Here is a 13,648-nt window from a genome sequence, read left to right as displayed (position 1 = left end):
CGGCTCCCACAGAAAAGCACCGCCCTTGGGTTAACCAAATATCGTGGCTGAGACCACACAGGGAGAAAACATGGCTGTTGATATTTTCATCAAGATCGGCGACATCAAGGGCGAGTCCATGGACAAGGCCCACAAGGACGAAATCGACGTATTGAACTGGAGCTGGGGCATGGCCCAGTCCGGCAACATGCACGTTGGCGGTGGTGGCGGCGCAGGCAAGGTGAACATCCAGGACCTGTCGCTGACCAAGTACGTCGACAAGGCCTCGCCTAACCTGATGATGCACTGCGCCAGCGGCAAGCACATCGACAAGGTCACGCTGACCGTGCGCAAGGCCGGCGGTGAAAGCCAGGTCGAGTACATGATCATCAACCTGGAAGAAGTGCTGGTCACCTCCCTGAGCACCGGCGGTTCGGGCAGCGATGATCGCCTGACCGAAAACGTGACCCTGAACTTCGCCCAGGTGATGGTGGACTACCAGCCACAGAAAGCCGACGGCACCAAAGACGGCGGCGCGATCAAGTTTGGCTGGAACATTCGCTCCAACACCAAACGCTGATTGCCCCTGTAGCCGCCACCCCAAGTGGCGGCTGCAAGCCCCCTGTCCCTCTCGCAACCCGTCCGTGGAGCTGCTTTGGTGGTAACTGAAATTGCTTCCCGCGATCGCCTGCAACCGTCCCTGCTGGACCGGTTGACCGACGATGACCCGACCAATCCCAAGGAAAGCGCCGACAAACGCGTGCTGTCCCTGAGCCAATTGAAAGCCTCAGTGCTGCGTGACCTGACGTGGCTGCTCAACACCACTTCACTGCTCAACGCCGATGCCACGCTGCACACACCGGCCGGTACGTCGGTGGTCAATTACGGGCTGCCTGCCCTGGCGGGCAACAGTGTCTCCAGTGTCGACGTCAGTGCCCTGGAGGCCTTGATTCGACAAGCTATCGCCACCTTCGAACCGCGTATCCTGCGTCATACCTTGCGGGTCAAGGCACGCGTGGGCCATGGCGAGATGAACCATAACGCCCTGAGTTTCGAGATCGAAGGCGACCTGTGGGCGCAGCCGGTGCCGTTGCGCCTGTTGCTGCAAACCGACCTGGACCTGGAATCCGGCCATGTGCGTGTGGTCAACGCTGACCAGCGGAGACGCCCATGAACCCGCGCCTGCTGGAGCTGTACAACCAGGAACTGCACCACGTGCGCGAAAGCGCCGCCGAGTTCGCCAAGGAATACCCGAAGATCGCCAGTCGGCTGACCCTGTCCGGCATGGACTGCGCCGACCCGTACGTCGAGCGTTTGCTCGAAGGCTTTGCGTATCTCACGGCCCGGGTCCAGCTCAAGCTCGACGCCGAGTACCCGACCTTCACCAACAACCTGCTGGAGATCGCCTACCCGCACTACCTGGCGCCGACCCCGTCGATGACCGTGGTGCAGTTGCAGGCCGATCCCGATGAAGGCTCTCTGGCCAGTGGTTTTCCACTGCCCCGCGACACCGTTTTGCGCGCCGCCTTGGGCCGCGAAACCCAGACCTGCTGCGAGTACCGCACCGCGCACCCGGTGACGCTGTGGCCGTTGCAGGTCGCCCAGGCCGAGTACTTCGGCAACCCGTCCGCGGTGCTCGGGCGGTTGGCCGCCAGCGAACCCAAGGCTAAGGCCGGCCTGCGCCTGACCTTGCGTACCGGCGCCGAACTGCCGTTCAACAGCCTCGCCCTGGATAACTTGCCGCTGTACCTCAGCGGTGCCGACGAACAACCGTTCCGCCTCTACGAACAACTGCTGGGCAATGCCTGCGCGGTGTTCGCGCGCAAGCCCGGCGGTGATTGGGTGGAACGCCTGCCGCCGGATGCCTTGCGCTCCCGGGGTTTCGACGACGCCGATGCGGCAATGCCGGTGGTGCCTCGGGCATTCCAGGGCTATCGCTTGCTTCAGGAATACTTCGCCCTGCCCCACCGTTTTCTGTTCGTTGAATTCGCTGAGCTGAGCCGCGCAGTCAAGCGCTGTGACGGCCAGGAGCTGGAACTGATCGTGCTGTTCGACCGCCACGATCCGAGCCTGGAAGGCAGCGTCGGCAAGGCGCAATTCGTGCCGTTCTGCACCCCGGCGATCAACCTGTTTCCCAAGCGCGTGGACCGAATCCACTTGTCCGAGCGGGTCAACGAACACCATGTGATCGCCGACCGCACGCGGCCGATGGATTTCGAGATTCACTCCTTGAGCGGCATCACGGGCCACGGCACGGGACCGGAGCAGCCGTTCTTGCCGTTCTACGCAGTACGCGATCCGTCGCGCTATGGCCGTGACCAGGCTTACTATACGGTGCGCCGCGAACCCCGCGTGTTGTCCAGCGACCAGCGCCGCAACGGGCCGCGCTCCACCTATGTGGGCAGCGAAACCTTCGTCAGCCTGGTGGACACCCAGCAAGCGCCGTACCGCCATGACCTGCGCCAACTGGGCGTGACCGCTCTGTGCACCAACCGCGATTTGCCGTTGTTCATGAGTGTGGGCAACGGCAAGACCGACTTCACCCTGGCCGACAGTGCGCCGGTCTTGGCCGTGCGTTGCGTCGCCGGGCCAAGCCGCCCGCGCGCCAGCCATGCACATGACGCCAAGGCCTGGCGCCTGATCAGCCAGTTGTCGTTGAACTACCTGTCGCTGAGCGAGCAAGGCCAGGGCGCCGCCGCCCTGCGCGAATTGCTGCGCCTGTATGGCGACAGCAACGACGCCGCCCTGCAATTGCAGATCGAAGGCCTGCGGGAAGTCAGCAGCAAAGCGGTGACCCGCCGCCTGCCGATGCCCGGCCCGATCGTGTTTGGCCGGGGCCTTGAGATCACTCTGGAATTTGATGAAAACGCGTTCCGCGGCACCGGCGTGTTCCTGCTCGGTGCGGTGTTTGAACGGTTCCTGGCACGCTATGTGTCGATCAACAGTTTTACCGAGACGGTGATCCGTACCACCGAACGCGGCGAGATCATGCGATGGAAAGCCAAGCCCGGACGCCGTCCGACCCTGTGAGTACCCTGGATGCGATGCATCAGGAGCCCTGGGAATATGACTTCTTCCAGGCGCTGCGTCGTATCGAGTGCGAATCGCCGGAGCTGCCACGCCTGGGGCATTCCCTGCGCCTGGCGGATGATCCGCTGCGTCTCGGTCAGCAGGCCGATTGTACCTTTGCGCCGGCCACACTGGCCTCGGTCGAACCTGGGGCTGAAGGCCAGCCGGCACGGCTGGAGCAGTTCTTCTTCGGCCTCGGCGGCCCCAACGGCCCGCTGCCGCTGCACATCACCGAGTACGTGCGTGAGCGCCAGCGCAACAACGCCGACAGCACCAGCAAGCGCTTCCTGGATGTGTTCCACCACCGCCTGCTGACCCTGTTTTATCGGGCCTGGGCCGAGGCGCGGCCTACCGTCAGCCATGACCGCCCGGACGATGACTACTGGTCAGCGCGCCTCGCGGCACTGAGCGGTCGCGGTACACCGAGCCTGCTCAACCAGGGCCTGATCCCCGACACGGCGAAGCTGCATTACAGCGGCCACCTGTCGGCGCAAACCCGCTACCCGGATGGCTTGAAAGCGATTCTTGGCGAGTACTTCGGCCTGCCGGTGGAGATCGAAGAATACGTCGGCCAATGGCTGGAACTGCCCGAGCGCAGCCGCGTAAGTGTCAGCGCCAACCAGCTGGGCGTGGACTTTTGCCTGGGCAGCCACGTGTGGGACCGCCAGCACAAATTCCGTATCCGCCTCGGCCCGCTGAAGCTCGACGCCTACATGGGCATGCTGCCCGGCAGCCAGCCTTTCAACGAGCTGGTGGCGTGGGTCGCCGAGTACCTGGGCCACGAACTGGACTGGGACCTGAACCTGATTCTGCAACAACCGGAAGTGCCGGCCCTGCAACTCAACGGCCAGTTCCGCCTGGGCTTCAACACCTGGCTCGGCCAACCCGAGCATGACGCCAACGACCTAATCCTGGCCCGGCATTACGCCGAACACGCCAACACCTCAAGGAATCCAGAGCATGGGTGAAATCAGTCGCGCCGCACTGTTCGGCAAACTCAACAGCGTGGCCTACAAGGCCATCGAAGCCGCCACCGTGTTCTGCAAGCTGCGGGGCAACCCGTATGTGGAACTGGCCCACTGGTTTCACCAGTTGCTGCAACTGCAGGACTCGGACCTGCACCGCATCATCCGCCAGTTCAACGTCGAGCCCGCGCGCTTGGCCCGTGACCTGACTGAAGCCCTGGACCGCCTGCCCCGTGGCTCGACGTCGATCACCGACCTGTCATCCCATGTGGAGGAAGCGGTCGAGCGTGGCTGGGTCTATGGCAGCCTGATGTTCGGCGAAAGCCAAGTGCGCACCGGTTACCTGGTGCTGGGGATTCTCAAGACGCCAAGCCTGCGCCATGCGCTGTTGGGGTTGTCCGGTGAATTCGACAAGATCAAGGCCGAAGCCCTGAGCGAACGCTTTGACGAATACGTCGGCGACTCGCCCGAAAATGCACTGAGTGCCAGCGACGGTTTCAACGCCGGTGCTGTCCCGGGCGAGGCCAGCGGCGCCATGGCCCCGAGTGCGATGGGCAAGCAGGAAGCCCTCAAGCGCTTCACCGTCGACCTGACCGAACAGGCCCGCAGCGGCAAGCTCGACCCGATCGTCGGGCGTGACGAAGAGATCCGCCAACTGGTGGACATCCTCATGCGTCGCCGCCAGAACAACCCGATCCTTACCGGTGAAGCCGGTGTCGGCAAGACCGCCGTGGTTGAAGGTTTCGCCCTGCGCATCGTCGCCGGCGACGTGCCGCCAGCGCTGAAAGATGTGGAACTGCGCAGCCTCGATGTCGGCCTGCTGCAAGCCGGCGCCAGCATGAAAGGCGAGTTCGAACAGCGCCTGCGCCAGGTCATCGAAGACGTCCAGGCCTCGCCGAAACCGATCATCCTGTTTATCGACGAAGCCCACACCCTGGTAGGTGCCGGTGGCGCCGCCGGGACCGGTGACGCGGCCAACCTGCTTAAACCCGCACTCGCCCGTGGCACCTTGCGTACCGTGGCCGCCACCACCTGGGCCGAGTACAAGAAGCACATCGAAAAGGACCCGGCCCTGACCCGCCGTTTCCAGGTGGTGCAAGTGGCCGAGCCGTCGGAAGACAAGGCGTTGCTGATGATGCGCGGCGTGGCCTCGACCATGGAAAAGCACCATCAGGTGCAGATCCTCGATGAAGCCCTGGAGGCTTCGGTGAAGCTGTCCCACCGCTATATTCCGGCGCGTCAATTGCCGGACAAATCCGTGAGCCTGCTGGACACCGCCTGCGCCCGCGTCGCCATCAGCCTGCACGCCGTGCCGGCGGAAGTCGACGACAGCCGCCGTCGAATCGAGGCGCTGGAAACCGAGCTGCAAATCATCGCCCGCGAGCTTGCGATCGGCATCGCCATCGGTGCGCGCCAGACCAACAGCGAAGCGCTGCTGAGCGCCGAACGCGAGCGCCTGGCCACCCTGGAAACCCGTTGGGCCGAAGAGAAAACCCTGGTGGATGAGTTGCTCGCCACCCGTGCAACCCTGCGCGAAAAAGCCGGTGTGGTGGACAGTGATGCGGGTAACCACAAGAGCGACGAACTGCGTGCAAAACTGGTCGACCTGCAACAGCGCCTCTCCACACTGCAAGGCGAAACCCCGCTGATCCTGCCGACCGTGGATTACCAAGCGGTGGCCTCGGTGGTCGCCGACTGGACCGGCATCCCCGTGGGCCGCATGGCCCGCAACGAACTGGAAACGGTGCTCAACCTCGACCAGCACCTGAAGAAACGCATCATCGGCCAGGACCACGCCTTGCAGATGATCGCCAAGCGCATCCAGACCTCCCGCGCCGGCCTCGACAACCCGAGCAAGCCGATTGGCGTGTTCATGCTTGCTGGCACCTCCGGCGTGGGCAAGACCGAAACCGCCCTGGCCCTGGCCGAGGCCATGTACGGCGGTGAGCAGAACGTCATTACCATCAACATGAGCGAGTTCCAGGAAGCCCACACCGTGTCCACCCTCAAGGGCGCGCCACCGGGCTACATCGGCTACGGCGAAGGCGGCGTACTGACCGAAGCCGTGCGGCGCAAACCCTACAGCGTGGTGCTGCTGGACGAGGTGGAAAAAGCCCACCCGGACGTGCATGAAATCTTCTTCCAGGTGTTCGACAAAGGCGTGATGGAAGACGGCGAAGGCCGGGTGATCGACTTCAAGAACACCTTGATCCTGCTGACCACCAACGCCGGTACCGAGCTGATTTCCCAGGTCTGCAAAGACCCGGCGAACATCCCCGAGCCCGAGGAAATCGCCAAGGCCCTGCGCCAGCCGTTGCTGGAGATTTTCCCGCCGGCGCTGCTCGGCCGCCTGGTGACCATTCCGTACTACCCGCTGAGCGACGAGATGCTCAAGGCGATCACCCGCCTGCAACTCAACCGCATCAAAAAGCGCGTGGAGAACACCCACAAAGTCGCCTTCGATTACGACGACGAAGTCGTCGACCTGATCGTATCCCGTTGCACCGAAACCGAAAGCGGCGGGCGGATGATCGACACCATCCTCACCAACAGCCTGCTGCCGGACATGAGCCGCGAGTTCCTCACCCGCATGCTCGAAGGCAAGGCGCTGGCGGGCGTGCGGATCAGCACGCGGGATAACGAATTGCACTACGACTTCAACGATTGACCTGACGGAATGCGATCAAAACTGTGGGAGCGGGCTTGCTCGCGAAGACGGCGTATCAGTTGATGCATCCGGTGACTGATTCACCGCGTTCGCGAGCAAGCCCGCTCCCACAGTTGGAGCCGGTTCCTACAGTTATTACGCAATTTACGGGTTAACCGATGTTATTCAACCAATCGTCACGCCTGGCCAAGATCACTAGCCCACTGGGGCCGGATGTGCTGCTGCTCAATGAAATGGGTGGCGGCGAAGAGCTGGGGCGACTGTTCAATTTCGAACTGCAGCTGACCTCGCTGGACGCCAACATCGACCTCAACCAGTTGCTGGGCAAGCCCATGAGCCTGAACCTGCAACTGGCGGACGGTGGCGAGCGGCACTTCCACGGCATCGTCGCCCGCTGCAGCCAGAACATCGACCAAGGCCAGTTCGCCAGTTACCAGGTGACCCTGCGCCCATGGTTGTGGCTGCTGAGCCGCACCTCCGACTGCCGGATTTTCCAGAACCTGAGCATCCCGCAGATCATCAAGCAGGTGTTTCGCGACCTGGGTTTTTCCGACTTCGAAGACGCCTTGAGCCGCCCGTACCGCGAGTGGGAATACTGCGTGCAGTACCGCGAGACCAGCTTCGATTTCGTCAGTCGCCTGATGGAACAGGAAGGCATCTACTACTTCTTCCGCCACGAACAGGACCGCCACGTGCTGGTGCTGGCCGATGCCTACGGAGCCCACGCCAACGTGCCCGGCTACGCCTCGGTGCCTTACTACCCCAAGGACGAGCAGCAGCGCGAACGCGACCATATGCACAACTGGCACCTGGCACAGGAAGTACAGCCCGGCTCCCTTGAGCTTAACGACTACGACTTCCAGCGCCCCAGCGCCAGCATCGACGTGCGCTCGGCCATGCCGCGCCCGCACACCGCCGGCGACTACCCGCTGTACGACTACCCCGGCACCTACGTCAAAAGCGAAGACGGCGAACACTACGCCCGCACCCGCATCGAAGCCCTGCAAACCCTGCATGAACAAGTGGAGTTCAGCGGCAACGCACGGGGCCTGGGTTCTGGCCACCTGTTCAGCCTCACCGGCTTCAGCCGCCGCGACCAGAACCGCGAATACCTGATCGTCGGCGCCCGCTACTACATCTCCCAGGAAAGCCTCGAAAGCGGCGGTGGCGCGCCTTCGGCCCAGTTCGAAAGCACCCTCACCTGCATCGACGCGCAACAGAGTTTCCGTCCACTGGCCAACACCTACCGGCCCATCGTCAAAGGCCCGCAGACGGCGCTGGTGGTGGGGCCCAAGGGCGAAGAAATCTGGACCGACCAATATGGCCGGGTCAAGGTGCATTTCTATTGGGACCGCCACGACCAGTCCAACGAAAACAGCTCGTGCTGGATTCGCGTATCGCAGTCCTGGGCCGGGAAAAACTGGGGCTCAATGCAGATTCCACGGATTGGCCAGGAAGTGATCGTGAGCTTCCTGGAGGGCGATCCGGACCGGCCGATCATCACTGGCCGGGTGTACAACGCCGAGCAGACGGTGCCTTACGACTTGCCGGAAAACGCCACCCAAAGCGGGATGAAAAGCCGCTCCAGCAAAGGCGGCACGCCGGCCAACTTCAATGAAATCCGCATGGAGGACAAGAAGGGGTTGGAGCAGTTGTACATCCATGCAGAGCGCAATCAGGACATCGTGGTGGAGGTGGATGAAAGTCATTCGGTGGGGCATGACCGGAACAAGAGTATTGGGCATAACGAGACGGTGACGATTGGTAATAACCGAACGCGCATCGTCAAGCAGGAGGATGTCCTCTTGGTGGGCCAGCGCAAAACCGACAGTATCAGCCAGAGCTACGTCATCGAAGTGGGTGAGAACCTGCGCCTGGTGTGCGGAGAAAGTATCCTGGAGCTGAATGCCAGCGGACAAATCAACCTGACCGGCGTGAATATCAGCTTCTATGCCAGCGGCGATGCCGAGTTCAACACCAAGGGCGTACTGCACCTGAACAATGGCCACGGCCCCGGCGCAACGCCCGATGGCCAGGGAATCAAAGGCAGCATCGACGCCAATATCAAAGCCGTGTTCCCCGCGCCCAAAACCTCCTGACGAGATGTGTTTGCCATGACGTACCGAATCAACGAACTCCAGTTTCAACTGCCTGCAGGCGAGCTGCAGGACGCGTCGATCAATATCCTCAAGTTCCCCGAGTTGGGCACTTCGTTGATCATTAGTCGCAGCTTGCTAAACGAAGGCGAAACCTTACACAGCAACTTCGACGACCAGCTCAAGCGCTTGGAAAAGCAAGTGCAGGACTTACGCTGCCAACCGAGCGTTACCGTATGTTTGGGGGCCGCCCAAGAGGTGGAAGGTGTCGAACTGCGCAGCCAGTTCAACAAGGGTAATGACAAGGTGTTCCAATACCAATTGGCCTTGGTCTTGCCGGGAACGCGCAAGATGATAGCGTTGAGTTATGTGAAAGCGGACATGCTCGGTGATGCCGAGGCGGCGCACTGGGCAACCATTAAAAACTCGCTATCGTTTGACGCCATTTCCTGATGAGTTACCTGCATGTCTGACGCGCTATGGGCGGCCCGCATGGGCGATGCGCTTTCCCACACCTCGATGATGGCGGACATCCTAGGCGGTGTGCTGGAAATAGCGGCCAATATCGCGATCACTGCCGTGGCGACCGCCGCGGTGGTTGCCGCTACCGGCATTACCGTCGCCACCGGCGGGCTCGGCTGCTTTCTGCTGGGCGCGGTAGTGGGCACGATTGTCGGCCTCGCCATGAGCAAGAGCGGGGCGGACAAAGGCTTAACGAATTTATGCGACAGCTTCAGCAATGCTCTGTTTCCGCCCACGGTGCAGGCGAACATTCTCACGGGTTCCACCAACACTCTCACCAATAATATCCCCGCTGCCCGCGCCGCCGGGGCGATCAGCTCCCATGTCACACCAGCCGGCACCGAGCTGGAAGAAACCAAACCGGAACCCGAACCGGAAGCCAGTTATCTGGACATGGCCGCAGGCTTCTTTTCGCAGATGTGGCGGCCCACCGTCGCGACGCCGGCGCCGGGCGCCGTGCCCAAGCCGCTGGATTTGGTGGTGTGCATGAAGCATCCGCCGATGCCGCCGCAGTTTCTTGCCGAGGGTTCGGAAAAAGTTACGGTCAACGGTCAGCCAGCTGTGCGCAGCGGTGACCGCAGTACCTGTGATGCAACGGTGGTGTCGTCCGGGCTAATCTCATCCAACGTGACCATTGGCGGCGGCTCAGTGGTCGTGCGTGAAATTCGCAGCGGCAAGACGCCGGGCGTTGGACTGGCAGTGACAGCACTGTTGATGCTCAAGGGCGGCAAGGGCAAGTTCTTTAGCAAGCTGCCTTGCATGCTGATCGGTGGGGCGACTTCGATGGCCGTCAGCAGTGCGATGGGCGCGCTGGCCAACGCGGCAATGGGCTCGTCTAATCCAGTACATGCTGCAACGGGCGCGAAAGTGCTGGGCGGTAGCGATGATTTGGATTTTGTACTGCCCGGCATTTTGCCAATTGACTGGCAGCGCTTCTACAACAGCCGTGATGAGCGTCCAGACAGCCTGTTCGGCAGGGGATGGAGCGTGCCCTACGAAGTCTGTGTCGAGATCCTGCCCCACCTCGAAGGCGGCGAAACGTTGGTGTATACCGACGAACAGGGCCGGCCTATCGACATGGGCTCGATTCCCTTGGGCGGCGCGGTGTTCAGCGCAGGTGAAGGGCTTGTCGTACGGCGGCATCTCAACGGGCAGTTGTTGATCGAGAGCGATGACGGCCTATATCGCCTTTTCGAACCTGCACCCGCCAATGCCTCGTTGCTACGTCTGAGCCAACTCGGCGACCGCAATGACAACCGTATCCACGTTGACTACGACGAAGCCGGTTGTTTGGTCCGACTGCGCGATACGTTCGATTTGGTACAAGTCGAACTGGTCCGCCATCAGCGAAACTTGACGAGAATCGAACGCCTCTACCCCGATCAACGCCGTGAAGTGCTGGTCAGCTATGACTACGACGTGGCTGGCAATCTGGCTGAAGTCCGCGACGCCACTGGGCAGATACAGCGACGTTTCGGGTACGACAGCGGTCGGCGAATGGTGGAGCATGAACTGTCCACCGGGCTGCGTTGCTTTTATGAATGGGCTTTGGTTGAAGGTTTGGAATGGCGCGTAGTCCGGCACTGGACCGATGAAGGTGACGCCTACCAGTTTGACTATGACTTGAAGACCGGTACTACACGCATCACCGACGGTTTGCAGCGTGTCAGCACACGGCATTGGAACGCGCAGCACCAGATCATCCGATACAGCGACAACCTCGACCAAACCTGGCTGTTCGAGTGGAACGACGAACGCCAGTTGCTCAGCGCCACTGACCCGCAGGGTGGCCGCTATGAATACAGCTACGATGAGGTCGGTAACCTGATCGGCGAAACCGACCCGCTGGGCCGCAGCGATTCAACGTTGTGGCTGGAGCATTGGGCGTTGCCGCTGGTGGAGACCGACGCCGCCGACAACAACTGGCAGTATCGCTACGACCCACGCGGCAACTGCATCGCCGAAACTGATCCATTGGGCTACGTCACTCGCTACCGCTATGACGACCACGGCCAGGTCGTGGAAATTACCGACGCCACCGGTAAAAGCAAAAAGCTGCTTTGGAGCCCATTCGGGCAACTGGTCGAGCATATAGATTGCTCGGGTTACCCAACTCGTTTCAGCTACGACGAGCGGGGCTATTTGCAGGTCATCACCGACGCCCTTGGTGAACGAACTCAATTCAGCTACGACGCCCGGGGAGGCTTGCTCGAAACCCGCCTGCCAGATGGGCGAACTCAACAGTACCAACGCAACGCCAGCGGCCAAATGGTGGGTTACACCGACCCGGCCGGGCATACCACGCTCTACCAGCACAACCGCCGCGGCCAGATTCGCCAACGTACCGACACTCATGGTCGGCAGGTGCAATTCGGATATGACAGCTACGGGCGACTGCAGGCGCTGATCAACGAGAACGGCGAGCGTTATCACTTCGCGTGGGATGCAGGCGACCGCTTGGTTGAACAGCAGGACCTCGACGGCAGTGCCAAACGCTACGACTACGACACGCTGGATAACATCACGGCGATGACGGCCATTCCAGCGCCTTATGGCAGTGGCCTGGCATTAGTCCCCGAGGCACCGCCGCCCCCTATCGTCCATCAAATGGAGCGCGATGCGGTCGGCCGATTGGTGGCCAAAACCACAGACGATGGTCGCACCGAGTACAGCTACGATGCCGTGGACCAACTCACGGCCGTCACCTTCACCGACCTGCAAGGCAACACCCAGGCATTAGGTTTCGCCTACGATCCGCTCGGCCAGTTGCTCGCAGAACAGAGCTCGGCGGGCAACCTGCAACACCACTACGACGAACTCGGCAACCTGATCCAGACCCAACTACCAGACGGTCGCTGGCTCAATCGCCTGTATTACGGCAGCGGCCATCTGCACCAAGTCAACCTGGACGGCCAGGCCATCAGCGACTTCGAGCGAGACCGCTTGCACCGCGAAGTGCTGCGTACCCAAGGCCAACTTAGTACCCGCAGCGAATACGACCGCAGCGGCCGCCTACGCTCACGCCAACGCCGCCTTACAGGTCAGCCATCGTTAATGCCAGCGGCGGCGCAAAAGCGGTTCGAGTACGACCCCGCCGATAACCTGATCGGCAAACTTGAGCAGCAACCCGCCGCGCAACACAGTCAGTTGCTGCACTACGACGCCACCGGCCGCATCATCGCCAGCCAGGACAGCCTGTACGGCCAGCGCGAAACCTTCGCCTACGACGCCGCAGCCAACCTGCTGGATGGCCCGCAGCCGGGTGCCGGGCTCGTGGTGCATAACAAGCTGCTGACCTATCAGGACAAGCGTTACCGCTACGACGCCTTTGGTCGGATGATCGAGAAACGTAGCGCCAAGCGAGGGGTTCAGCGCTTCGCCTATGACGCAGAAAGCCGATTGGTTGAAGTGCTCAATGAAAACGGCAGCGTGGTCAGGATGACCTATGACCCCCTGGGCCGTCGCATTGAAAAGACCGAGCATGGCAGCGATGGGTACCCACTAGGCGAAACCCACTTCACGTGGGACGGCCTGCGCCTGTTGCAGGAGCACAAGCACAGCCAGACCAGCCTTTATGTTTACGAAGATAACGGCTACGAACCGCTCGCCCGCATCGACGGCATGGGACCGCTGCAAAAGATTCGCTACTACCACAATGACCTGAATGGCCTGCCGGAACAGCTGACCGAGGCCGATGGGCACAACGTTTGGCAGGCGACTTATCGGGTATGGGGCAATACGTTGGAAGAGGTACGCGAGCCTTATTACATTGAGGAGCAGAACCTAAGGTTTCAGGGGCAATACCTGGATAGGGAGACCGGACTGCATTTCAATACGTTCAGGTTTTATGATCCGGATGTGGGACGGTTTACTACGCCGGACCCGATTGGCCTTCAAGGTGGGCTCAATCTCTATGCCTACGCAGACAACCCACTCACCTGGCTGGATCCGATGGGGTGGGCACCGACCCCACTGAACAAGCCCGGATTCTATGTTTACGGGCTTTACGAACCCGGAGCAGAAAAACCCTACTACATTGGCCATACCGAACAACTGCCCGCGACGCGTGAAGGGCAGCACGCAAGGTCAACAAGACTCGGAAATGCTAGATTGGAAGTGCTTGAAGGACATGACGGAAAGATGACCTACAGCCAAGCCAAAGGTTACGAACAAGCTTATAGGGAAAAATACAAAACCAAGGGTAAATTCCCGAACAACGTGATCGAACCTATTAACAAAAACCGTACGGACAAACGCGGAAAAAGCCACTACAAACACTATCGGGCCGCCGCCAAAGCGCTGGGCATCAAGCCCAGCAAAATCAAATCATGCTCATGACGGAGAGCGCC

8 protein-coding genes are annotated in these 13,648 nt (G+C 61.2%); all 8 read left to right on the top strand.

The window, feature by feature from the left end; all coding sequences use genetic code 11:
• Positions 1-70: 70 nt before the first annotated feature.
• The 8 genes from K0H47_RS22690 (at position 71) to K0H47_RS22655 (ending at position 13,637) form a co-directional block, all read left to right on the top strand.
• Entirely contained in the window at positions 71-559 is a 489-nt protein-coding gene (locus K0H47_RS22690) for a type VI secretion system tube protein Hcp (RefSeq protein ID WP_003213345.1), read from the top strand.
• 78 nt (positions 560-637) lie between these two features.
• Positions 638-1,153, top strand: coding sequence for a type VI secretion system baseplate subunit TssE (tssE, locus tag K0H47_RS22685; protein ID WP_063034108.1), 516 nt, complete (start codon positions 638-640; stop codon positions 1,151-1,153).
• The gene (gene tssF, locus K0H47_RS22680; RefSeq protein ID WP_063033828.1) at positions 1,150-3,009 is read left to right on the top strand and encodes a type VI secretion system baseplate subunit TssF; all 1,860 of its coding nucleotides are present in this window, start codon (positions 1,150-1,152) and stop codon (positions 3,007-3,009) included. The genes tssE and tssF overlap by 4 nt, the downstream gene beginning before the upstream one ends.
• Positions 2,973-4,016, top strand: a complete 1,044-nt coding sequence (tssG, locus tag K0H47_RS22675; RefSeq protein WP_063033827.1) for a type VI secretion system baseplate subunit TssG — start codon at positions 2,973-2,975, stop codon at positions 4,014-4,016. Before tssF ends, tssG begins: the two co-directional genes overlap by 37 nt.
• Positions 4,009-6,681 (top strand): type VI secretion system ATPase TssH, encoded by a 2,673-nt coding sequence (gene tssH / locus K0H47_RS22670; RefSeq protein ID WP_177025229.1) that lies wholly within the window; start codon positions 4,009-4,011, stop codon positions 6,679-6,681. The genes tssG and tssH overlap by 8 nt, the downstream gene beginning before the upstream one ends.
• 158 nt (positions 6,682-6,839) lie before the next feature.
• Entirely contained in the window at positions 6,840-8,780 is a 1,941-nt protein-coding gene (locus K0H47_RS22665) for a type VI secretion system Vgr family protein (RefSeq protein ID WP_063033825.1), read from the top strand.
• 15 nt (positions 8,781-8,795) lie between these two features.
• The gene (locus K0H47_RS22660) at positions 8,796-9,230 is read left to right on the top strand and encodes a DcrB-related protein (RefSeq protein WP_063033824.1); all 435 of its coding nucleotides are present in this window, start codon (positions 8,796-8,798) and stop codon (positions 9,228-9,230) included.
• Between the two features lie 12 nt (positions 9,231-9,242).
• Positions 9,243-13,637, top strand: a complete 4,395-nt coding sequence (locus K0H47_RS22655; protein ID WP_063033823.1) for an RHS repeat-associated core domain-containing protein — start codon at positions 9,243-9,245, stop codon at positions 13,635-13,637.
• The last annotated feature ends 11 nt before the right edge of the window (positions 13,638-13,648 follow it).

The sequence above is a fragment of the Pseudomonas sp. Xaverov 83 genome, assembly GCF_019352905.1.
GTDB lineage: Bacteria > Pseudomonadota > Gammaproteobacteria > Pseudomonadales > Pseudomonadaceae > Aquipseudomonas > Aquipseudomonas yamanorum.
Note: the sequence above shows the minus strand (reverse complement) of the source record. Positions and strands in the feature narration are given on the sequence as shown.

Excerpts from the sequence above, each read along its gene's own strand:
- K0H47_RS22690 (WP_003213345.1), top strand. The coding sequence starts at position 71 with ATGGCTGTTGATATTTTCATCAAGATCGGCGACATCAAGGGCGAGTCC.
- tssF (WP_063033828.1), top strand. The coding sequence starts at position 1,150 with ATGAACCCGCGCCTGCTGGAGCTGTACAACCAGGAACTGCACCACGTG.
- tssG (WP_063033827.1), top strand. The coding sequence starts at position 2,973 with ATGGAAAGCCAAGCCCGGACGCCGTCCGACCCTGTGAGTACCCTGGAT.
- tssH (WP_177025229.1), top strand. The coding sequence starts at position 4,009 with ATGGGTGAAATCAGTCGCGCCGCACTGTTCGGCAAACTCAACAGCGTG.
- K0H47_RS22665 (WP_063033825.1), top strand. The coding sequence starts at position 6,840 with ATGTTATTCAACCAATCGTCACGCCTGGCCAAGATCACTAGCCCACTG.
- K0H47_RS22660 (WP_063033824.1), top strand. The coding sequence starts at position 8,796 with ATGACGTACCGAATCAACGAACTCCAGTTTCAACTGCCTGCAGGCGAG.
- K0H47_RS22655 (WP_063033823.1), top strand. The coding sequence starts at position 9,243 with ATGTCTGACGCGCTATGGGCGGCCCGCATGGGCGATGCGCTTTCCCAC.